Source organism: Bacteroidota bacterium (assembly GCA_038746285.1).
Taxonomy (GTDB): Bacteria; Bacteroidota; Rhodothermia; order Rhodothermales; family JANQRZ01; genus JANQRZ01.
The window spans coordinates 1-22,798 of the sequence record JBCDKT010000059.1; the positions used below are offsets into that span (position 1 = coordinate 1).

Sequence of the window (22,798 nt, forward strand, 5' to 3'; positions counted from 1 at the left end):
CGCCGAGATCGAGGCCGAGCGCAACCCGGCCCTCCTCGCGCTCCGCGAGGCCGCCGCCGTGCGCGGCGTCGCGTTTCTGCCAGACGACGACTTCGTCTCGGTAGGTCTCGGGACCGGCAGCCAGACGTGGCCGGTCAGCGAGATCCCCGATCCCGAAGCGGTCGATTGGCCCGAGGTCCACGACATCCCCGTCGCGCTCGTCACCGGAACGAACGGCAAGTCGACCACTGTCCGGCTCACCGCGGCGATGGCGCAGGCGGCAGGCCGCACCGCTGGGCGCTGCTCGACCGACTTCGTCCGCGTCGGCGACACCGTCGTCGAGCGGGGCGACTGGTCGGGGCCCGGCGGAGCGAGGGCCGTCCTCCGTCACACTGGGGCCGAGCTTGCGATCCTGGAGACGGCGCGGGGCGGCATGCTCCGGCGCGGCCTCGCCCTGTCCCGCGCCGAGGTGGCCCTCGTCACGAATGTCGGCGAGGATCACCTCGGCGACTACGGCATCCTGACGCTGGACGACCTGGTCGAGGTCAAGCTGACGATCCGCCGCGCGGTCGAGTCGGACGGCGTGCTTGTCCTCAACGCCGACGACGACGGCCTCGTACGACACGCCCGCGACTACTCCGGCACCGTCTGCTGGTTCAGCCTCGACCCGGACAACCCGGTCCTCGCCGCGCACCGGCGGGCCGGCGGGCGGACCTGCTCGGTCGAGGACGGCGAGATCGTCTGGACCTGGGGCGATGCACGCGAGGTCGTCCTTCCGGTTGCGGACATCCCGATTGCCCTCGGCGGCGCGGCGAAGCACAACGTGGCGAATGCTCTCGCTGCCGTCGCCCTGGCCAAAGAACTCGGTCTGCCGACGGACGCGATCCGCGCAGGGCTCCAGGCGTTCCGGGGCGACGCGGCCGACAACCCCGGCCGGGGTAACTACTTCGAGATCGGCGGCGCAAAGGTACTCGTCGACTTCGCCCACAACCCGCACGGCGTTGGGGCGATTGCCGACACGGCGCGCGCGCTGCCCGCCGAGCGCCGGCTCGTCCTGATCGGGCAGGCCGGCGACCGCACCGACGCCGAGATCCGCGGCCTCGCCCGCGCCGCCTGGCGCGCCGACCCCGACCACGTCCTCATCGCCGCCCTCGCCGACTACCGGCGGGGCCGCGAGACCGGCGAGGTCCCTGCCCTCCTCGACGACGAGCTCCACCGGCTCGGGGCACCGAGCGAGCACGTCACCCACGTCTCTGACCCCATCGCCGGTGTCCGCGCCGCGCTTGACTGGATGCAGCCCGGTGACCTCCTCCTGCTCTTCGTCCTCTCCCAGCGCGACGAGGCGTTCGCTGTGCTGCGCGAGGCGCAGGCGCACGCGGCCTCGGTCGGCTAGGCGGTCACCGGTTCGGCGAGGGGTGCGAAGAGGCGCCGCCGCTCCTGCCCGTGCATCGCCGCCCGGAGCGCGTCGGCGAGGACCGTCAGCACGAGCGTGGTGTTGGCGTTGCGCTCCACGAGGCCGAGCGCGTGCTCGACGAGGCCGACCATCGCCCCGAGCTGGGCCGCCGGCAGGTTCGTCACGAAGCCCTCGACCGCGACGCGCTGGTCCACGTTGACGAGCGCCGCCGCGTCGCCTGCGTGGCGGGCCAGGAGAAGGTCGCGCACCCAGCCGAGCATGAGGTGGAGAACGCCCTTGAGTCCTTCGCGCCCGAGCCCGGCGAGGTCAGCGACGAGGTCGTCGAGCGCGCCGCTCGCGCGGGAGAACGCGGCGCGGAAGAACGCGAGCACGAGGGCCCGCTGCCGGGCGAGCTCTTCGCTACCGGCGAGCGTCAGGGCCCGGGTGTACGACCCGTCGGCCATCCGCGCGAGGAGGGCTGCCCGCTCCGGCTCGATGCTTTCGCGCTCGGCCAGCGCAGCCTCGATGGCACCTGGCGGCAGCACGTCGAACCGGAGGCGCTGGCAGCGCGAGAGGATCGTCGGCAGCAGCCGGTCTGGGCGGCTCGCCGTGAGAACGATGACGGTCTGCTCGCCCGGCTCCTCCAGCCCCTTCAGGAAGGCGTTGGCCGAAGCCTCGTTCATCTGGTCGGCGTCGGTCAGGAGCGCGAAGTTGACGCGGCCCTCGGCGGGGCGGTAGCGGAGGTCGCGCGTGATCTCGCGGACGCGGTCCACGTTGTAGATCGCCTGCTTGGCCGAGGTCTTCGCCGGGTCGTCGAGCGCCGGGCGGCGGCGGTAGTCGACCTCGGCGTAGGGGTTCTGCCCGAGCCGCTGGAGCCGGGCGGCCACGTCGTCGGCCGAGGCGTCTTTGGGCTGCGGGAGGTAGACGTGGATGTCCGGGTGGAGCATGCGCTCGGCTTTGTGGCAGGCCGGGCAGGCTCCGCACGCGTCCGTGCCGGTGGGGCCGCGCTGCGGGCATTCGAGCGCCTGCGCGAAGGCGAGGGCCGCCGCCCGCTTTCCGGCGCCTTCCGGCCCGTGGAAGAGGTAGGCGTGCGCGACCCGCCCGCTGGCCAGCGCCCGCCGCAGCGTCTCCACCGCCCGCCTTTGTCCGATGACCTGCTGCCAACCCATAGCCGCCCGATTTGACCGCCGGAAATATACCGCTGCCCGGCCCGCCGTTTTCGGAGCGGCTTCACCGTCGGGCGCGTGCGGGACGTTGTGAGGTCGGTTCTCGGCACGCTATCTTGAGGGCTCCACTGGCGTGGTAGCTCAGCTGGTTAGAGCGTCGGATTCATAACCCGGAGGTCGGGAGTTCAAGTCTCCCCCACGCCACGACGTCTCTGCGAGCCTGCCCGGTCTGCCCGGGCGGGCTCGCGCCGTCTCCGGCTGCTATCTTTTAGACGCGCAGCCACCTCTCCCCTCATGCCCCCGCTCCAGCCGACTCCCGAGAACGTCTACCCGCGCCAGATCGAGCCCGGGCCAAGACGGTGGCAGGCCCGCCTCTACAGCGTCATCTTCGGGCACCAGACCCGGTCCGGCCGGTGGTTCGACCTCGCGCTGATCGCGCTCATCGGGCTGTCGGTGCTGGCGGTGATGCTGGAGAGCGTCGCCTCTGTCCGCGCTGCCTTCGGCGACGAGCTACGGATCGCAGAGTGGGTCTTCACGATCCTCTTCACGGTCGAGTACGTCCTCCGGCTCGCGTGCGTCGAGCGCCCGAGCCGCTACGCGCGGAGCTTCTTCGGGGTCATCGACCTGCTGGCGATCCTGCCGACCTACCTCAGCGTGTTCTTCCCCGGCGCGCAGGCCCTGGCGGTGGTCCGGATGCTGCGCTTCCTCCGCGTCTTCCGCATCCTCAAGCTCGTCCAGTACCTCTCCGAGGCCAACCTCCTCGGGCAGGCGCTCTGGGCAAGCCGGCGGAAGATCATGGTCTTCCTCCTTGTGGTCGTCACGCTCGACGTGATCTTCGGCTCGCTGATGTACGTCGTCGAGGGTGGCGAGAACGGGTTCGACAGCATCCCACGCTCGATCTACTGGGCCATTGTGACCCTGACGACCGTCGGCTACGGCGACATCTCGCCGGGAACCAGCTTCGGTCAGGCTATTGCGGCGCTCATCATGATCATGGGCTACGCCATCATCGCCGTCCCGACCGGGATCGTGACGGCGGAGATTGCGAGCGCGAGGGTGCGGAGCATGGCCCGCCGCTGCCGCCGCTGCGGGGCCGGGGACCACGAAGCCGTCGCGGGCTACTGCCGCCTGTGCGGGGAGCTGCTCCCCCCCGTCGCCTCAGCTCCCGAGCCGGCACCGCTTCCCGACGCGCCCCCGTGACGGCCTTGCGCGGCGCGTGAGCCGCAGCGGTTGCGTCCGGCGCATGTCACGGCGCGCGCGAGCCGCACCGGTGCCCCCGGCGCGTATTGCAGATCCGGTACGCCGTGTCTATACTATCAGCCATCTGTATCTATTTTGACAGGCTTTGGGTCTGCTGGCGCTCGCTCTACGTGCTGGTATAGTCATTGTACCGCTCCATCTCATGGCCTCATTGCCGCCCCGACACGGAACGCCCCTTCCTTCCCCGGCCTCGCTGCACCAGACGCCGCTCCACGCGTGAAGCTCCTCTCTCATCTTTTCTGGACGCTCTGCCTCGCGCTCTGCCTCAGCGCAGCGGCGGCGGGCCAGCCGGCACCGGCCGAGCAGGCCGAGCAGGAGGTGTGGTTCGAGATCTACCGCGTGCTCGTGGACGACTTCCCGCTGCCGATCCGCGAGGGCGAGCCGGTGGCCCCGCCGCTCGGGCGCCGGAACGTGGAGTTCCGCTACGGGGCCGTCGCCGCCGACTCGGTGCGGTTCCGGTTCCAGATGGAGGGGCTCGACGCTGACTGGGTGGACGCCGAGGGCCGCACCTTCGCCTACTACCGTGACCTCGACGCGGGCTCCTACACCTTCCGCGTCGAGGCCCAGACCGTGCGCGGGGGCTGGACGCGCATCCAGGCGCTCCCCGTCTTCATCGCGCCCTATTTCTACGAGACGGGGTGGTTTCTGCTGCTGGTCTTCGGCGTCGTCGTCGCCCTCGGAGCCGGGTTGTTCTGGTACCAGACGCGGCAGGTCCGGGCGCAGTCGCGGCGGCTCGGCCACCTCGTCGCGGAGCGGACGCAGGCGCTCCAGCAGGAGAAGGAGCGCGCCGAAGACGCCCTCGCCACGGCGCGGCAGGAGCGGGCGCAGGCCGAAGCGGCCCGGGCCGGGGCCGAGGCCGCACACGCCGAGGCGCAGGCCGCACACGCCGAGGCCCGCGAAGCCCTCGTGACGGTCGAGCAGCAGGCGCTCCAGCTCCTCCGCGTGGAGCACCTCAAGAGCCAGCTCTTTGCCAACCTCAGCCATGAGTTCCGCACGCCGCTCACCCTCATCCTCGACCCGCTCGAGCGCGTCGCCCGCGGCGAACTCGGCGACTTCGACGACTACGCGCGCCACAGCCTCGACATCGCCCGCCTCAACGGGCTCCGCCTGCTCCGCCTCGTCAACCAGCTCCTCGACCTCTCCAAGCTCGAAGCCGGCGGCATGGAACTCCAGGCCCGCCGGGGCGACCTCGTCGCTTTCCTCCAGCGCGCCGTCGACCTCTTCGGGGCCGAGGCCGAGCGCCTCGGGATCCGCCTCCTGTTCCAGAGCGAGACCGACCGCCTCGCGGTCTACTTCGACCCGGAGAAGCTGGAGAAGATCATCTTCAACCTCCTCTCGAACGCGCTCAAGGCGATGCCTCAGGGCGGCAAGGTGCTGGTCTCGGTGCGGACGAGCCCGGCCCTGGAAGACGACGGCGCGCCTGTTCACGCCGGCCACGCCGAGATCGCCATCCAGGACACCGGCATCGGCATCTCGGGCGACAAGCTGCCGCACATCTTCGACCGGTTCTACCAGGTGAAGGCCTCGACGCCCAGCCAGGGCACGGGCATCGGGCTGTCGATCGTGAAGGAACTGGCGGAGCTGCACCGGGGCGAGGTGCTCGCCGAGAGCCGGCTCGGGTTCGGGAGCACGTTTACGGTCCGCCTCCGGCTGGGCGACGCGCACCTGGGCGCGCACGAGCGCGTGGACGACGCCCCGGGCGAGGCGATGCTGCCGGCTCCCAGCCCGCTGTCGGAAGAGTCGCTCCTGGCCACGCGCAGCCTGCCCGACTCGCCGCGCCCCACCTCCGCCGCGCCACCCGTCGCCGCCGAGGCGGCCGACGCCGATGGCCCACCTTCGCCCCTCGTCCTCATCGTGGACGACCACGCCGACCTCCGCGAGACGGTCCGCCGCCACCTCGACCCGCACTACCGGCTCGTCGAGGCGAGCAACGGCGAGGAGGCGCTCAGCCTGGCGCGGGAGCGCCGCCCCGACCTCGTCGTCAGCGACATCCTCATGCCGGTGATGGACGGGCTCGAACTGTGCCAGCGCATCCGCGACGACGAGGCCATCGCCAGCACGCCGGTCATTCTGATCACCGCGCGGGGCGGCGACGAGACGCGGATCGCCGGTTTCGACACCGGGGCCGACGCCTACCTCACCAAACCGTTCATCGGCGAGGAGCTCCTGGCCCGGGCGGCGAACCTCATCCGGCAGCGCCGGACGATGCGGGAGCGGTTCAGCCAGGAGGTCGTCCTCGAACCGCTCGACCGGCCCGTCCGCTCCGCCGACGCCGCCTTTCTGGAAGGCCTCTACCAGATTGTCGAGGCCCACCTCGACGACGCCGGTTTCACCGTCGTTCAGCTCGCCGAGGAGGCCGCCATCAGCCCGGCGCAGCTCAAGCGTAAGCTCCGCGCGATCGCTGACCAGACCCCGGTCGAGCTGATCCGGACCTACCGGCTCCGGCGGGCCGAGAAGCTGCTCCGCGGCCAGGCCGGCACCGTCAGCGAGATCGCCTACGCCGTGGGCTTCAACAGCGTCTCCTACTTCGCGAAGGTCTTCCGCGAGCTCACCGGCAAGCGCCCCTCCGACGCCCTCGCCGACGCGGCAGCGAGCCGGACCGCCGAGGCCGTGACGGAGCCGGACTCGCAAAGCTAGCGCGGTCCTCGGAGACAGGGCGCGAGCGGGGTTCTGCGCTTTTTCCACGTAGATCCACGCCGGTCGGTCGGCACGCCACACTAGGAGGCTATACTTTGGCGTAGTTCACCAGGGTATGTTTGGAAACTCGAAGGCAGTTGTCATCCCGGACTCCGATCCGGGATCTCGTGGGGACCGAGGTGTCCTTTAGAGATCCTGAACGCGAAGCCTTCCCGCAGGGAAACGAGTTCAGGACGACACCACAGGGGAGTTTTTGAACAAAGCCCCGCTACCTCTGCCGATAGCCGATCCGCCGGCGTGACCCGGTTCCTCTTCTTCCTCTTCTTCGCGTCCGCTGCCGGGGCTGCTGCGCAGCCGCTCGCGCCGGGCTACGCGTCGGCAGCGCAGAACCTCCGCCTGCGGGCCACGCCGTCGTCTTCAGGCCACCACGTCAGTTCGGTACCGGAGGGCTATCCGGTCCAGCTCGGACTCTGCGAAAACGGGTGGTGCGCGGTGCAGTACGTCGGCGTCCGGGGCTTCGTGCCGGAGCGCCACCTGAGCTTCCGCCGCGCGCCGCTGCGGCCCCGCACCGCCGACGCAGCACTCACGACGACGCAGCCGTCCGAGAACTTCTCGGCCGAGCCTATCGAGTCGCTCACCCTGACGCCGCTGGAAGGGCAGGAGGCACCGGAGGACTTCCGCGAGACCGAAGATCCAGAGGCCCAGGCAGCGGAGGAGGCTTCAGTGACCGCCCCAGCCCCGGCACCTCTTCCCCCCGACGACACCCCTGCTGAGGCCCAAGAGTCCAACCGCGTTGCGGAGCCCGTGCCGGAGCCCGTTGCGGCCGAGGAGGACCTAGCGGCGGAAGCGGAGCCACAGGCAAAGCCGCCCGAGGCCGCACCGCCGACCGAATTGCTCACGGTCGTCCGGCCGGCCCCGCCGAGCGTCATCGAAGAGGCCCCTCGCCTCTGCCCGGAGCAGCTAGCGCAAGCCCGGCTGCGCTACCGCGACCGCGCCTTCGGCGAGACGCTCGACCTGATCTCGACCTGCCTGAACCGAGGCGACCCGACGCCCGAGGAAGCGGTCCCGGCCTACCGGCTGCTCTCGCTCGTCTACGCCGACACGAACGAAGAGGCCGAAGCCGAACAGGTACTCCTCCGCCTGCTGGCAGTCGATCCGGCCTACGAGCCGAAGCGGCCCTACGACCCGCTCCACTACGTGGCGCTCGTCTCGTCCGTCCGCCGGGACCTCGGCCTGCCGGTGGCGGGCTACCAGTGCGACAGCGAGCTTGCCGAGGCCCACGGCTTCTACGTCACCGCAACCTTCGAACGGGCCATCCAGGTCGCCGGTGCCTGCCTCAGCAAGCCCAGCCTGCTCGGCGCTGAGGCCGTGTGGGCCTACCGGCTGGTCGCGCTCTCGCACCTTCGGCAGCGCAATCTCGCCGAGGCGCGCCAGGCTGTGCTGGGCATCGTGGCGCTGGACCCGGCCTACCGCGCCGATCCGATCCGCGACATCCCCGGCTACGTCGCCCTCGTCGACCTGGTGCGCCAGCAGAACGCGGACGGGAGTCCCTAGCGCACGCGCGCAGCAGGTTCGATGGGGTAGGACCTGGTGGTGAGGATGCCTCGCCGAGGCGTCCGTGTCAGCATCGCCGCGCAGCGAGCGGCGCGCTCGGCGAGCACGCCCTACCGGTCACTCGAACCGGGCGACGGTCTCTAACGCCACCGTCCCGGGGAACGGAGATTCATTGCGTAGCGCCCTGTTTCCTCGGCTCCTGCGGCATGCCTCGTATCGCTCATCCGATGCCGCAAATAGCTCACGCGGCGCTGAGCGCAGGAAGATGAGCGCTTTGGAGCATGGAGCGGCGCGCGCTGCCCCTACCCTTGCCATGCTCCAACGACCGGCGCGGGCTCTCCTCACGAACGTGGGGCCACACGGCACGCCGCGTTGCTACTGTCCTGCGCCGGTGGCGCACCCCTTCACCCTTTAGCACTACAACACACACGAGGTAGTAACCATGGGTCAGCAACAGCTCATCCTTCTCGTCCTTGCGACCGTTATCGTCGGGACCGCCATCGTCGTCGGCATCGCCGCCTTCAGCGAGAACAGCGCCAAGGCCAACGCCGACGCCATCGTCCAGGACGCCGTCCGTATCGCCAACGACGCCCAGTCCTGGAAGCGTAAGCCCGCCCCGTTCGGCGGCCAGGCCTCTTCGGAAGAAGCGTCCGTCGTCAACGACCCGCAGAACTACACCGGGGCTACGCTGGGCGCGCTCGGCTACCCAGGTGAGGACACCTACGCCAACCTCAACGGCAACTTCGAGGTCACAGCAGCCAGCTCAGGCGGCTTCTTCCTCCAGGCCACCAACGACCCGAACGCGACGGGCGACAGCACGATCGTCAGCCTCGCGGTGTGCGGGCTGACGGACGGCGACATCATTTCCCGGATTACGCAAATAGCGGGCGTCTCCACAGGTCTTGAAGCCGCGGCCTGTCCCTAACTTGGGCCTGTCCCTAACTTGTAGGTGCCGCTGTACCCTCTGGATGAGCCACGCGGCGTCCCGGCGATCATCACCGGGACGCCGCACCCTCCTCCTACGCTTCCTCTGCTCTCATGCGCGAGTACCGATTTACCGGGGTCAACGTCTCAGGCGAGGCCGTGCGCGGCACCGTCTTCGCGCCCAACCCGCGCCAGGCCAAGAAGCGCATCGGCTCCCTCGCCGACCAGCACAACTTCCAGACGCAGGAGGTCGCCCCGCGCGCGACGTTCCAGTACCAGGTGCGCCACGTCGGCGGCCAGATCGTCAAGGGCGAGCAGAAGGCCTACGGGGCCGACGAGGTCCGCGCCGCCCTGGAGCGCGTTGGGCTCGACGTGGTCAAGGTCGAGAAGAAGCTCCTCGACGTGCAGCTGCGGCCCCCGAGCGGGGACATCGTGATGTTCGTCCGGCTCGCCTCCAACATGCTCCGGCGGCGGCTGTCGTTCGACGAGATCCTCAACCTCCTCGCCACCGACACCCGCAACGGCGCGCTGCGCCAGACCATCCGCGACCTGTCGAGCGACCTCAAGAGCGGGCTCGACGCGCGCCACGCGTTCCTGAAACACCAGCACACGCTCGGCAAGTTCACCTCGTACATGCTCGGCCTCGCGACGGTCAGCGGCAACATGGCCGAGATGTTCGAGGCGACGGCGCTCTACCTCGAGCGCAAGGACAAGTTCAAGAAGAGCGTCCGCAGCGCGATGATCACGCCCGTGATCACGCTCCTGGCGGCCCTCGGGGCGTTCATCTGGTACGTGTGGTACATCGTGCCGTCCTACGCCCGCCTCTTCTCGCGCTACAACGTGGACCTCCCGCCGCTGACGACGGCCTCGCTCGCGTTCGCCACCTGGATGGACGCGAACGGCTGGATCGTCATCCTCCTGACGATTCTCTCCATCGTCGGCTTCATCGTCTGGGCGCGCACGACCCGGGGGCGGTTCCTCCTCCACAAGCAGATGATCCGCCTGCCGCTCCTCGGCGACCTGCTGCACAAGCTCAACCTCGAGATCTTCTGCCGCGTCTTCGGGGTGCTCTACAGCGGCTCCGGCGAGGGCGAGGAGGTGATGCGCATCTCGGCCGAGTCGACAGGCAACACGTTCATCGAGCACCAGGTCAGGACGATCACGATCCCGCTCCTGACCGCCGCCGGGAGCGACCTCGTCGAGAGTATGCAGGCCAGCGGGGTGTTCCTTCCGATGACGCTCGCCCGCTTCCGCTCCGGTGCCGAGACGGGCTCCGTGAAAGAAGCCGCCGAGGAGATGGCTGACTTCTACAAGCGCGAGGTCGACCTCAAGCTCGAAACCGCAATCGAGACGATCAAGACGGCGACGGCCATCTTCATCTCGCTCCTCGTCGCTCTCCTGACGATCCTCTCGGCCGAGAGCGCCTTCATCTCGCCGACCAGCTCCGACATCATGCTCGAAGCGCAGTAGCCTCGCCCCGCCCGCCCCGACGCCCAGTCCTATGGCCTACGAGTTACGCAAGATATTCGGCAAGACTGACGAGCCGGACGACGGCGTGGCCTTCATCGAGAAGGACACCCCGAACGGCTCGTCGGAACTGCTGGTAGACGACCCGCTCCTCGGCACGCCGGACGCGCCGGGCGCCGAGGGCGCGGCCCGCATCCCGGCCCCGCCGCCGAGCGAGACCGAGGAAGCCGCGCGGCGCGACCGCGTCGTGGCCCGCCTCCTGGACCGCGACCTCGTGACCCTCGCCCACGTCCGCGAGGCCTTCAACCAGTGGCGGCGGCGCGGCGAGAAGGAGACCCTCTGGCGCTGGGTGGCGCAGCACCCGCGCGTCGACCGCGAGGCGATCTACGCCGAGGCTGCCCGGATCTACGCCTTCCGCGAGGAGCCGGTCAGCTCCGAGTCCGTCGAGAGCGACTTCGTCAAGCGGCTCGTGGAGGGCTTCTCGGCCGAGAACCGCGACGAACTCCTCGCGCTCCAGCTCCTCCCGCTCCGCTACGAGGTGGACCCCGAGCGCGGCGTACTCCGCCTCATCGTCGCCAGCCAGGACCCGACGGCCCCCGACGTGCTCCGGCTCGTCCACCGCCTCGGGCTCGAAGACTACGAGCTCCGCTACGCGCCCGAGAGCAAGATCATCCCGCTCCTGCGCGCCCTCTTCCCGCAGCGCAACGAGTTCCTGGAGCGGATGCAGGAGGAGAAGTGGGCCTACGAACTCGGCGCGTCGTTCGACGAGGGGCGGCAGCAGCTCGTCGACGAGGAGGCCATCGAGGCCGAGATCAACCGCTCAGGGCTCATCAACCTCGTCGAGGCCTGCCTCGTCGAGGCCGTCCGCCTCGGGGCGTCCGACATCCACGTCTTCCCCGATGCCGAGCGCCGGACCGAGTTCCACCTCCGCATCGACGGCGAGCTCCAGCACTGGCACACCGAGGACAAGGTAGCTCCCGAGGCCCTTCTCGCTGTCATCAAAGACCGCGCGGGCAACGTCGACCGCTTCGAGCGCGAGGCCGCCCAAGACGGCTACATCCAGCGCACCGTCGACGGCACGCTCATCCGCTACCGCGTCAGCGTGCTTCCGATTGCGAGCGCCAACCACGGCATCAAGGCCGAGAGCATCGTCATCCGCGTGCTCGACGACCGCAAGGTGTTCAACGACCTCGGCGCGATCGGCCTCCTGCCCGGCGCCCTGGAGCGCTTCCGCAAAGCCATTCGCCAGCCCTACGGCATGGTCATCATGACCGGCCCGACCGGCTCGGGCAAGAGCACGACGCTCGTCGCCGCCCTCCACCAGGTGATCCGCCCGCAGATCAACGTCCTCTCGATCGAGGACCCCGTCGAGTACGTCATCCGCGGCGTGCGCCAGATCAAGCTCGGCCCCCGGATCTCGATGGAGCGCGCGCTCCGCTCGGTCCTCCGCCACGACCCCGACGTGGTGATGGTCGGCGAGATGCGCGACCAGCAGACGGCCGAACTCGCCGTCAAGCTCGCCAACACGGGGCACCTGACCTTCTCGACGCTCCACACGAACGACGCGCCGAGCGCGGTCAGCCGCCTCTACAAGATGGGCGTCGAGCCCTTCCTGATCGCCTACGCGATCAACCTCGTGGTCGCGCAGCGGCTCCTCCGCACGCTCTGCCCGACGTGCAAGGTGCCCGACCCCGACCCCGACCCCGTGCTCTTGGAGGAAGTCGGGTTCGTGCCGGAGGAGATCGAGCGGCTGACCTTCTACACGGCCGGCCACCGCGACGGCTGCCCCACCTGCAACGGGGTCGGCTACAAAGGGCGTCAGGCCATCTCGGAGGCGCTCTACTTCACACGCGCCATCCGGCACATGATCGTCAAGGCGAAGGGCGACGTGGACGAAGATGCGATCCGCAAGGTGGCCGTCGAGGAAGGGATGCTGACGCTCCTCGCCTCGGCGCGCGAGATCGTCCGGCGCGGCCTGACGAGCATCGACGAGGTCATCCGTGTCACCGCCGTCGAGGACTGAGGAGGTGCTATGGCCCAGATGATCTACGCCATCCTCGCGCTCATGATGATCATGTTCCTCTCGATGAACATGCAGCGCGGCGTCGGGCGCGACCAGCAGGAGCAGGCCCTCAACGAGGTCGCCACCCAGCTCACGAGTGTCGGGACCGGCGTCCTCGACCAGATCGGAACGCGGCACTTCGACTGGCACACATGGAACTACCAGCGCTCGCGTAGCACGACGGCGCTCGGGTGCCCGGCGTCCTCGGTGCCCATCGACCAGGAGTGCAACCCCGTGCCGCGGTCGCTCCAGCCCTACTGCGGGCGCATCGCGGACAACGGCGAGGAGCAGGACAAGCTCGCCAGGCCGTCGGGTGCCGGCTCCACGTTTGGGGCCTGCTCCGGCCTCGACTGCGCCTTCATCGAAGGGCTCGAGGCCGTCCGGGACACGATCACGCGCGGCGAGATCGACTACCAGGTGGACGTCCTCGGCGTCGAGTACGTGGACCCCGGCGACTTCACCCGCGTGCTGCCGGGCGATTCCACGTCCTTCGCCAAGAAGGTGACGATCGAGGTCACGAACCCTTTCCTCTACGTCGGCGACGACCCGGCCGACCCCGACGCGCAGTTCAGCCTCAGGCTGGAGCGCGTCTTCACCTACGGCTGCACGACCGACTACGAGAGCATCCCCTTCGTCCGGGCTACCGATCCCCCGCCTGCCAACCAGTGCCCCACGCCGACGCCGTGCTCCCGGTGGGCGTGGTAATGCTATGCAAGAGCTGATCGCCATCATCGCTTCCACCGTCATCGGGGTCACGGTCATTCTGATCCTCGCCGTGATCGCATGGCGCGGGCAGAACCACACGACGAGTTCTGCCCAGTATTCGGCGGCGAAGGCGGGCCTCCTCAGCTTTGCCGAGGTCGTGGAGGAAGACTTCGGCAACATGGGAGCCGGGCAGAGTAGCGCCTCGATGCGCACAGGCTTCGGCGGTTTTACGGGCCTCAGCAGCTTCGACTCTACGGTCACCGCGACGGACTCGGCCTCCTTCGAGTTCTACTCGTGGACCGACCGCGACGCCTCGGTCGGCCACGTCGCGCTCGACCCGAACACCGACTACGAGCGCCGCATCCGCTACACATGGAGCGAGACCGGCAGCGCCCGTGTCTTCGACTACGCCACCAACGCCTTCGTGACGACGCCCACCTACGTCATCCGCCGCTTCGTCGCCGACGGCCCCGGGGCATCGTTCGTCCCAGCGGGCTCCAGCATCGACACGCTGACGGAGATCGAGTTCGAGTTCTTCAACGTCAACGGCGGCCCTGTCAACGTCGCGGGGGCTACGTCGGCGGACACGCTCCGCAGCGTGCGGGCCATCGAGATCGCCCTCGCGGCCGTCTCGCCGCTCGGCGGCGGCACGGGCTACGCCGACGGCAGCGACCCCGCGCAGCGCGGCAAAATCGACCAGACGCGGTGGGTCCGCCGCTTCCGCCCGCCCAACCTGATCCGCGTGACGAACTGAGCACAAAGCCCCGCTCATGGGACAGTACGCCGTCATCCTCACGATCAGCGCCATCCTCCTCGGGGGGGTGCTGCTCTACAACGCCCGCGCCGCGACGAGCGACGCGAGCGCTGCGCTGGGTGCGTACCAGACCGACCGCGTCGCGCGCGAGGCCTCGCAGATCGCCCTGCGCGACGCGGTCCGCCGGCTCAACGACCGGCCCGACGACTGGACGGACGTACTCAGCACCGCCCAGGCCCGGTTCAACGTTCGCGACGTGGTCTACGAAATGGGCGGCGGCATCTCGGTGACTTACTCCGACAGCCTGACGGAGATGTACCTCGGCGACCCAGCCGACCCCAGCGACCCCGACCGCGTCCGGCTCCGGGTCAAGGGCGCGTTCGACAGTTGGAACGAGACCACGCAGTCCGTCGAGCCGACAGACTTCGTCGTCGAGGCCGTCTACCAGCGCCGGTGGGTGGACGTGAACGTGCCCGGAGGCTTCCGCAAGGCCGTCTGGTCCGCGCAGGACCTCACCGTGGGAGGCACTGCGGAGATCCTGGGCGACCTGCACACCAACGGCACCCTGGGCTCTAGCACCAGCACCTTCGCGGTCTATGGCACCGGCACCTACACCGGCTCCACGAGCGCCGACGCCTCGCTCTTCTCCGGCGATCCCGCCGTCGGCCGGCGTGACTCGATCCGCGTTCCCCCTATCGATCTGACGTCTATCACACCGGACGCCACGAAGCCGACGTGGACCCTTACTCCCTCGCAGGGCCCGAAGAACACGGATCCACCCGGAGACAGCTTGGTCAACGGGTGGCTGAAGAACGGGGCCGGCCTCGACGTCGTCGGCAAAGGCACGGCGGATGCGCCCTACGTGCTCCTCGTCAACGGTGACTTGACGGTCAGCAGTGACGTCAGCGGTGGCGAGGTTCAGCTTCCTGGGCACATCCGCATCTACGTCAGCGGCGACTTTACCATCGACTCCGACGCCAGCCTATCGGCGGTCAACGAGCCGCGCCCGAGCCTGACGGCCGACACCACGGTGCTCCGCCAGTGGATCGACGACAACGTCGCGGGCGGGGTGACGCTTGGCCTCTACGTCGCAGGGGACGTCCAGATCAGCGAGCGCACCTTCCTGGCCGCGACGATCTACACGCAGGGGACGGTCGTCCCACCTATCGGCACCGGGCCGCGCGTTGTGATCGGCGGGCTGCTCGCGCGCCAGCCGGTCGCTGTGATCGGCAACACGCGGGTCTACTTCGCCGAGCCGGTCGACGGCGTCGTCGATCCCGGCATCTATCCCGCCGTTTCACGCCGTGCTCCCGAGGGTATTCGTCTGGTATCCTACCGCGAATGGGCTGAACGACCGTAACTAACCTCCGTCCACACCACACCATCGCACGCTCTCCGTGGAACACACACCGCACCTTCCCGTCGGCGACGGTTCGCCCGGCGACAACGACCTCTCCGCCCGCCTCGGCGCGGGCGACGGCGGGCCGGCGCTCCAGGCAGAGCGCCTGCTCCCGGACTCGTACTACGAGGTCCTGACTGCCGTGCCGCCGGACCTCGAAGGCGAGGACCGCATCCGGTGGTTCGTCGACCAGATCAACCAGGTCCCGAAGGCGGACCGCGACGCCGTGCAGGTGCTCTACGAGGGCCTCGCGCAGCGCATGATCGACCTCGACGCCTCCGACCTCGACTTCGGCGGGCCGGCGGCCAACGGCACGGTGTGGTACCGCGTCGACGGGCGCAAGCGGGCCGACGAGACCGCCGGCACGTTCTCGATGGACGAGGCCGACCTCGTGATCCTCACCCTCCTGTCCCCGGCCCAGCACCAGCGCCTCCTCGACCGCCTCGCCGTCGACTTCGGCTACACACTCCCCGACCACACCGGGCGCGCGCGCGGCGTCCTCCGCCGCTTCCGCACGACGACCTACTACGACAACAAGCACCTCGCCCTCAGCAAGCGCGTCCTCGCGCACCAGCCGCGCTCGCTGCGCAGCCTCGGCTTCCACCCGATCATCGAGCGCGGGTTCATGTTCCGCCACGTCCGCGACGGGCTGACGCTCTGCACCGGCGTCACCGGGGCCGGCAAGAGTACCACGCTCGACGCCATCATCGACGCCAACAACAAAGACTTCGAGGGGCACATCCTCGTTGTCGCGCAGCCGCTCGAGTACATCCACACCTCGAAGCAGTGCATCGTCCGCCACCGCGAGGTCGGGACCGACGTCAAGAGCTTCACCGACGGGATGATCCAGGGCCTCCGGCAGGACCCCGACATCGTGATCGTCGGCGAGATGCGGGACCCCGAGACGATCTCGACGGCGCTCGAAACGGCCGACACCGGGCACAAGGTGTTCTCGACGCTCCACACCGGCAGCGCGGTCGAGTCCATCGACCGGATCGTGGCAGAGTACCCTTCCGAGGAGCAGGACCGCATCCGGTACCGCCTCGCCGACGTGCTCCGGTGCGTAGTCTCGCAGAAGCTCGTCCCGGCGATCGGCGGCGGGCGCGTCCTCGCCAAAGAGGTGCTGTGGGTGACCTCAGCCGTCAAGGCGGCCGTTAAGAACGGCAACACCCACGAAGTCTACCAGATGATCTGGCAGGGCAGCGACCAGGGCATGGTCACGCTCGAGCAGGACCTCGCACGCCTCGTCCAGATCGGCGACATCACGATGGAGACGGCGATGAACTACGCCAACAACAAGCGACGCTTTCTCTCGCTCGTGCACTGACCCCCATGCACTAGGCTTTCCGCTGCCGCGTTTTCCACGCTATGATGAAGAAAACCAACGTCCCCACAGCGCTCGGCGTCTACGTCGCCCCGGAAACGATTGAGGCGGTCCTGCTCCAGCGCTCGGAGGGGCAGACCGAGGTCCTGCGGCGCTTCGTCCGGGAGCGCACGCCCCAGGCCACGATGGCCTCGGCGCAGGAACTGGCTGCAGCAGTCCCCGGCCTCCAGGAGACGGACACGGCCGACTACACGCTCGAAGTCGGTGACGGGAGCGCGGACAACGGGGCCTCCCTCCTGCCGTCGGAGCTGGACCAGCTTGGCGTGCGGAGAGACGACCAGATGCTTCCGCTCGCCCGGAGCATGGCGCAGGGCAGCGCTCCCAAGCGCGCCCCCTTCGCGGCGCAACTCAGGGACATCCTGCAGGAGTGCCGAGCGCTGGGCTACGAAACGCTGCAAGTCGCATTCTGCATCGCCCCGCCGGACGTGGCCTACATCCAGCTTCCGGCCCCGAGCGGCGACAAGAAAAAGGACAGCGGCAAGGCAAAAGACAACGAGCCCTCTCTGGCGTTCTCCTCTGGTGACCAGAAAGCACTGCTGGAGGCCCTCCCGCAGCACCACAACGGAGCCATCGACGAGAGCCGTCTCGCCTTCTTCCCGCTCGCCGAGGCGCGCGGCCGGCGGCGCGCCCTCGCGCTCGTGGCGACGCCGGCGGAGCCGGTCTCAGCTACCCTCGCCGCGCTGCGTGAGAAGCACGAGGCCGTAGCCCCGCGAGCCCGTTTCCTCGACGCCGAAGTCTCGGCGTACGCGTCGCTCGTGGCCCACACCCTGAAGCCGGCCGGCAGCGAGCAGAGCGCCTTCGTCCGCGTCGGCACGGAAGACACGCTCGTGCTGTTCTTCCGGGGTGCCCGGCTCCAGCACCTCGAGCGGCTCCGCTCGCTCACGGCCTTCGACGCGCCGGAGACGATCTGCAGCCGCGTCCTCCTCCAGCAGGACGAGAACCGGATCGGTACGCTCCACAACGTGTTCGTCGCCGGGACCGGGCAGGACGAGCGCCTCCTCGACGCCTTCCGGGCGTACTACGAGCACGCCGCCGTCGAGCCGCTAGACCGGGCCCTGGCTGACACCGGCCTCACGCTGCCAGAGACCGACGAGGGCTACACAAAAGCGCGCACGCTGCCCGCGCTCGCGGTCGGGCTGCGCCTCGCCGAAGGCTGGGAGACGGCGGGCGTCAACCTACTCCCGAAGGAGCTGCAACGCCGCCGCAAGAAGCTCGCGGTGGTGTGGCACACGGTCCTCGCGGCGGTTCTCCTCCTGGCCGTGGCCGGCCTCAGCGTCGCCCGCTACCAGGCGAAGGCCGCCGAGGTGAGCGAGGTGCGGCAAGAGTTCCTGCGCAACCCCATCGCCCCGCCGGCGCAGAACCCGGACCTCCTCCAGGCGCGGGTCGACAGCCTGGACCGCGCCTACGCCACCTACACGCGGGCGATGAACGTGCTCGACTCGCTCCTCGTCGGCAGCGACAAGTGGGTCCGCACGACCGAGCGCGTCTCCCGGGCCACGGGCGCCACGCCGGAGACGTGGGTGGACGCGCTCGAACCCGAGGGGACGCAGGCGATGCGGATGTCCGGCCACGCCCTCTCGCGCCTCGCGATCGTCGACCTGTCGCGCAGGCTCGACGGCGCGATCGAGCAGCTCAACTACCAGGACGTCGGCGAGCGCCGCGTCTACAGCTACGAGATGGTGTTCCCCGCGCCCGAAGAGCTGCCCAGCGCCGCCAACTACCTCCGCAACATCAAGCCCGGCGAGGCCAACCCCGAAGGCCCGACCGAGGTCCACCCGGCCCGCCACGACCACTAGCCTCCGAGCTTCGCGCTCGCTGCACTGTCACCTATGCCTACCTCTCTTTTCATCACTGCGCTCCTGCTCCTGGCTACCGTCGGCGTCGGCGCGGCCGGGTACTACGTCAGCGACGTGCAGTCGGGCCAGCAAATCGAGCAGATGGAGCAGCGCCGGGCGCAGGCCGAGTTCCAGCACACCCGCGCCGCCGACCTCGCCGTGCGCGAGGTCGGCGCGACAGAGGCCGCCGCCGAAGCGCTCCGCCGGTGGGAGTCGCGCTACAAGTACATCCCGCGCTCGCTCAACACGGCCGACATGGTGGAGTACCTCGAAAGCCTGACCCGGGACGGGTTCGAGCAGTTCGACCTCGCCCTGGGCTCGCGGACGACGGGCGCGGACTTCAGCACCTACACCTGGCAGGTGACGGGGACGGCGTTCTACAGCGACTTCTACCACCTCCTGTGGCACCTCGAAAACAACCGGGAGTTCTACCGCATCCGCGACCTTCGGGCCGAGCACGTCAACGTCTTCAAGAAGAACCGCCGGACCGACGTCGACCGCCGGCTCGACATGGTGGCCTTCGAGTTCTCGCTCGACGCCTACTTCGCCGGACTCGAAGGGATCAGCGCGCCCGAAGACTCGCTCCGGCCCATCCCGCTCTCGATCCTGCCGTCCCACCGCCCGCCGGACGCCTCGTTCACGCCGCTCGTGCGGACCGACCTGCCGCCCAACGACGAGCAGCTCCTCGACGTGGAGAGCGCTGCCCTCGTAGCGATCATGGGCAGCCAGGCCATCTTCGAGGACCGCTACGGCCGCCATGTGATGCTCGAGGGCGACCGGATCTACCTCGGCCAGATCGAGCGGATCGACCCGATCAACAGCTTCGTGCGCGTCCAGCTCAACAAGGGCGACCGCGTCGAGACGGTCAACCTCCGGGTGGGCGGCGGGAGCGGGCAAGGCCAGTACCGCCAGGCCCTCGGCGACGGCGTCCAACTCGAACCCATCGACGGACGGTAGTCGCGGCGACACCACCTCGCGCACGTTCGCTACACCGGACGGCCCGGCAGCGGTCGGGTTAACGTCTAGCAGGAGGCACCGATACAGAGAGCACGTCCACGAACGCGTACCTGCACGCCTCTCTGTCTTCGATGCCGTCCCTCTCGTTCTTTGACAGCGCGACGTCTGCACGCAGGGCCTCGGTGGCCCTGTTCGTGGTACTCCACCTCGGCCTGAAGGCTGTGTTTTTCAGCGTGCCGTTCTACGCCCACGTAGCCCGGCCCGTCGAGGCGGCCACGGCGGGAGTGGTCTCTCCCATCGTGCTGGCAGGATTGATCGAACTCGTCCTCCTCGTCGGCATCGTTATGGTGTGGGTGGGGGGGCTCCGCCTCCGCGACCTCGGTCTGAGGCGGAGCCATGTCCCGAACGCCGTCATCGTCACGATCCTCGTCTGGGGCGGCGTCCAGGCCGTGCTGAGCCTGCTGGCCTCCAGCGCTCCCTTCGAGCCGATGCTGAACCCGGCCCTGGCGGCCGGCCCGGAGCGGGTCGGGGTCCGGCTCCTGGAGGCTACGTTCGGGAGCGCCTTTATCGAGGAGGTGATGTACCGGGGCTTCCTCGTCCCGCAGCTCTACCTCCTCGCCCGCACCCGGACCTCGAACCGGGCGCTGCAAGCGGGGATTGCCCTCGGGCTGCCGCAGCTCTACTTTGGCTTGAACCATGTCCCAGCCGCGCTCCGCATGGGGCTCTCCTACGGCGACGTGGCGGCCTACGTCTTCCTGGTAGTCCTGGTCGGGGTTCTCTTCGCGGCGCTCTACCTCCGCACCGGCAACCTCTTCATCGCCATCGCCGCCCACGCCCTCGTGAACAACCCGATGCCGGTGGTGGTGGCCGGGCCGGACCCTTCGCTCCTGGCGCTCGTCGGGGTCTGCAGCCTGCTGCTGGCCTGGCCGGCGTTCCACCGCCGGTTCGGGGAGGTGTTCACCCTCGCTGACACCGGCACGAGGCCTGCTGCACTGCGAAGCCTGCCGGTCTAGGGCATAGTCGGAACGCCAAGAAGGCTGTCACCCCGGCCCCTGATCCTGGATCTCGCCGAACCGGACGTGCCCCTTCGAGACCCTGAACGCGACGCCTCCCCGCAGGGAAGCGAGTTCAGGGTGACATCAGAGGAAGGTTCCGAGCGAAGCCTATGCTCGGCTCGCGCTGTCTGTACTTCGTCCTCGACAGACTGCGTTGCCACGCTTCCGCCTTCCGATCCTCGCGCTTCTACCGCTCGCCTTCGCGGCGTGCGCGCCGCCCGTGCAGCGCCCGGTGGTGCCGGAACGCCCCGCCCGCATCGCGGATACCACGTCGGCGGCTGGCGTAGATCTTCCCGTTCAAGGCTTGGTTCGGATCGTGCAGGTGTACGGACGCGAAACACTCAGCGTGGGCGAGGCGGAGAACTTCCGGCTCCGGCTCGCGCCTGGCTTCGCACAGCCAGTCGAGTACGTGTGGGACTTCGGCGACGGCACGAGGGCGGCCGGCAACAACGTGGTGCAGCGCTACGAGCGGCCCGGTCGCTACATCGTCACGGCGGTCGTCCGCAACGCGGTCAGCGCCGACACGGCGCGGCTGGCGGTCGTCATCGCCCCGACTCGCAGGTCGATGCGGTCAGCTTCGGCCCCGCCTCTGTTCGACGCGGGCCAGATCGTGTGGGTGACGGGGATCCACGGCTCGCGCCTCGCGGCGAAGCGCGACGCTGCCCGCTACACCGAAGCCGGGCACCGGGCCGGCATCGTGGCCGCGGCGAAGACGGGGACGACGCAGTACTACGTCATCGTAGGCGGATACCAGACAGAGGCCGAGGCGCTGGCCGCGCGCCGACGCGTGCTCCGCGTCGAGGACCGGCCGCTCTGGCTAATGCAGCTCACCGCAGCGCGCCCCGGCGGCGGGAGGGTGCCATGACGCCGCACGCCCCCGAACCGACCGAGGGTGCGGTCCCGGACGCTGCGCCTGCCCGCCGGCCCCGGCGCGTGTTCTGGTTCCTCGCCTTGGCCTCCAGCGTACTCCTGCTGGCTCTCGTGCGGCCGGACCTCGGCCTCCGGGAGCCCGGTCCTGACGTGCGGCCACTGGCCGAGCGCGCGCCGCACCGCCCTCTGCCACACGACTTCCCACTCTCCGGCCCCTCGGCAGCTGCCCTCCGGCACCTCCAGCCTACCCCTTCGACTCTGCCACCGGTCCAGGTACCGCTCCGGCCGGGTGCCGCCGGCCTCGGCACCCGCGACCTGGTCATCCAGGGCGTCAACTACGGCGATCCGACCGGCGCGGCAGCACCGCTCCAGTGGATCAGCGGGCGCGAGGACGAGATGATCTCGCCGAGCTTCCGGCTGACCGACTTCGCCCCGGGCGACGGCTCCGTCATGGTGCGCGTCGACCCAGCGTTTCTCGACGGGCTGGAGCGTCTCCGCGCCCGGGCCGGACGACTCGCCATTGTCTCGGGCTACCGGCACGAGGCCTATAACGAGACCGTCGGCGGCGTGGCGGGGAGCTATCACATGCGGGGCCAGGCCGCCGACATCTGGTCACCCGACCACAGCCCGCTTGAGCTCGCCCGGCTCGCGCTCGGCACGATGGGCTGCGGGGTCGGCCTCGGCCTCGGCACCCATACCCTCCACGTCGACACGCGGGGGACGCTTGCTACGTGGGTCTACGAGGGCGCGGCACTCCGCGAGGCCGCCTTCGACGCGTGGGCGCTGACCCAGTGCGGACGCCCCGTGCCTGCCTGGCTGGCGACCGCCGCCGCTGCGGCCTGGCTCGAAGATCCGGTCGAGCCTGCCGACTCGCTCGGCACGTCCTCCCCGTCCGACGCGCCGGTGGCGCTCGACTCGGAAGCGCTGCTCCGGCGCTACCAGGGGGCCATCGCGGAAATCGTACGCCGCGAGGGTACGTCGGGGGCCGTCGTGCTGGACGTTCAGGAGGGCGAGGCGGACGTGCGCCACCTCGCCGCGGGCGACCCCGAACTCGCCGCGCTCGGCCTGGGCGCGCTCGTGGCGTGGTGCCAGAACCGCAGCGACGGCACCTACGTCGCGTACGCCGTGCGCCGCGCGGCAGGCGAGACCGAGACGGGCGTTACGAACGTGGACGGCGCGACAGGCTTCCGGCCCGGACGGTAAGTGCAGCGCTCGCTCTGATCACCGTAGGTAGGGGCGTACGGCCGTACGCCCTTATACCACCTCTGAGGATTGTTGCCTCACTCTCATGTCATGCCCGCGCAGGCGGGCATCCATCAGGCGGCGGCGCTTCACACAGGGGGGTGCATGGGTCCCCGCCTACGCGGGGACGACCTCGTGTAGGTGAGACACTATCC

17 protein-coding genes and 1 tRNA gene are annotated in these 22,798 nt (G+C 69.5%); 17 read left to right on the plus strand and 1 reads right to left on the minus strand.

Annotated features, from left to right (window positions below; genetic code table 11):
• Nucleotides 1-1,372, plus strand: a 1,372-nt coding sequence (locus AAGI91_15075; GenBank protein MEM1043936.1) for a Mur ligase family protein, incomplete at its 5' end; no start/stop codon positions are given.
• Here the strand turns inward: AAGI91_15075 and holB are convergent.
• The gene (holB, locus tag AAGI91_15080; protein MEM1043937.1) at nucleotides 1,369-2,541 is read right to left on the minus strand and encodes a DNA polymerase III subunit delta'; all 1,173 of its coding nucleotides are present in this window, start codon (nucleotides 2,539-2,541) and stop codon (nucleotides 1,369-1,371) included. The two genes, AAGI91_15075 and holB, sit on opposite strands and share 4 nt — an antisense overlap.
• Before the next feature lie 127 nt (nucleotides 2,542-2,668).
• Between holB and AAGI91_15085 the strand changes: the two genes are divergently transcribed.
• The 16 genes from AAGI91_15085 (at nucleotide 2,669) to AAGI91_15160 (ending at nucleotide 22,604) form a co-directional block, all read left to right on the plus strand.
• Nucleotides 2,669-2,742 (plus strand) — tRNA-Met (locus tag AAGI91_15085).
• 90 nt (nucleotides 2,743-2,832) lie between these two features.
• Nucleotides 2,833-3,738 (plus strand): ion transporter, encoded by a 906-nt coding sequence (locus AAGI91_15090; GenBank protein ID MEM1043938.1) that lies wholly within the window; start codon nucleotides 2,833-2,835, stop codon nucleotides 3,736-3,738.
• Nucleotides 3,739-4,014: 276 nt separating this feature from the next.
• A complete protein-coding gene (locus AAGI91_15095; protein MEM1043939.1) occupies nucleotides 4,015-6,435 on the plus strand; it encodes a response regulator in 2,421 nt (806 codons plus the stop codon).
• Between the two features lie 297 nt (nucleotides 6,436-6,732).
• Entirely contained in the window at nucleotides 6,733-7,989 is a 1,257-nt protein-coding gene (locus AAGI91_15100; protein ID MEM1043940.1) for an SH3 domain-containing protein, read from the plus strand.
• A gap of 442 nt (nucleotides 7,990-8,431) precedes the next feature.
• Nucleotides 8,432-8,914, plus strand: a complete 483-nt coding sequence (locus AAGI91_15105) for a hypothetical protein (protein MEM1043941.1) — start codon at nucleotides 8,432-8,434, stop codon at nucleotides 8,912-8,914.
• 113 nt (nucleotides 8,915-9,027) lie between these two features.
• On the plus strand, nucleotides 9,028-10,383 hold the full coding sequence (locus AAGI91_15110; GenBank protein ID MEM1043942.1) for a type II secretion system F family protein: 1,356 nt from the start codon (nucleotides 9,028-9,030) through the stop codon (nucleotides 10,381-10,383).
• Between the two features lie 31 nt (nucleotides 10,384-10,414).
• Nucleotides 10,415-12,403 (plus strand): GspE/PulE family protein, encoded by a 1,989-nt coding sequence (locus AAGI91_15115; GenBank protein MEM1043943.1) that lies wholly within the window; start codon nucleotides 10,415-10,417, stop codon nucleotides 12,401-12,403.
• 18 nt (nucleotides 12,404-12,421) lie between these two features.
• Complete coding sequence (locus AAGI91_15120; protein MEM1043944.1) at nucleotides 12,422-13,147, plus strand: hypothetical protein; 726 nt, start codon at nucleotides 12,422-12,424, stop codon at nucleotides 13,145-13,147.
• A gap of 4 nt (nucleotides 13,148-13,151) precedes the next feature.
• The gene (locus AAGI91_15125) at nucleotides 13,152-13,901 is read left to right on the plus strand and encodes a hypothetical protein (GenBank protein MEM1043945.1); all 750 of its coding nucleotides are present in this window, start codon (nucleotides 13,152-13,154) and stop codon (nucleotides 13,899-13,901) included.
• A 16-nt stretch (nucleotides 13,902-13,917) separates the two neighbouring features.
• Nucleotides 13,918-15,261: a hypothetical protein gene (locus AAGI91_15130; protein ID MEM1043946.1), complete on the plus strand. Its 1,344-nt coding sequence runs from the start codon at nucleotides 13,918-13,920 to the stop codon at nucleotides 15,259-15,261.
• A 37-nt stretch (nucleotides 15,262-15,298) separates the two neighbouring features.
• Nucleotides 15,299-16,627 (plus strand): type IV pilus twitching motility protein PilT, encoded by a 1,329-nt coding sequence (locus AAGI91_15135; protein MEM1043947.1) that lies wholly within the window; start codon nucleotides 15,299-15,301, stop codon nucleotides 16,625-16,627.
• Nucleotides 16,628-16,668: 41 nt separating this feature from the next.
• Nucleotides 16,669-18,480, plus strand: a complete 1,812-nt coding sequence (locus AAGI91_15140; GenBank protein ID MEM1043948.1) for a hypothetical protein — start codon at nucleotides 16,669-16,671, stop codon at nucleotides 18,478-18,480.
• A gap of 33 nt (nucleotides 18,481-18,513) precedes the next feature.
• Nucleotides 18,514-19,476: a hypothetical protein gene (locus AAGI91_15145; GenBank protein ID MEM1043949.1), complete on the plus strand. Its 963-nt coding sequence runs from the start codon at nucleotides 18,514-18,516 to the stop codon at nucleotides 19,474-19,476.
• Nucleotides 19,477-19,607: 131 nt separating this feature from the next.
• A complete protein-coding gene (locus AAGI91_15150) occupies nucleotides 19,608-20,489 on the plus strand; it encodes a CPBP family glutamic-type intramembrane protease (protein ID MEM1043950.1) in 882 nt (293 codons plus the stop codon).
• Between the two features lie 196 nt (nucleotides 20,490-20,685).
• Nucleotides 20,686-21,396 carry a PKD domain-containing protein gene (locus AAGI91_15155; protein MEM1043951.1) on the plus strand — a complete coding sequence of 237 codons (711 nt, stop codon included), beginning with the start codon at nucleotides 20,686-20,688 and terminating at the stop codon, nucleotides 21,394-21,396.
• Entirely contained in the window at nucleotides 21,393-22,604 is a 1,212-nt protein-coding gene (locus AAGI91_15160) for a D-Ala-D-Ala carboxypeptidase family metallohydrolase (GenBank protein ID MEM1043952.1), read from the plus strand. The genes AAGI91_15155 and AAGI91_15160 overlap by 4 nt, the downstream gene beginning before the upstream one ends.
• The last annotated feature ends 194 nt before the right edge of the window (nucleotides 22,605-22,798 follow it).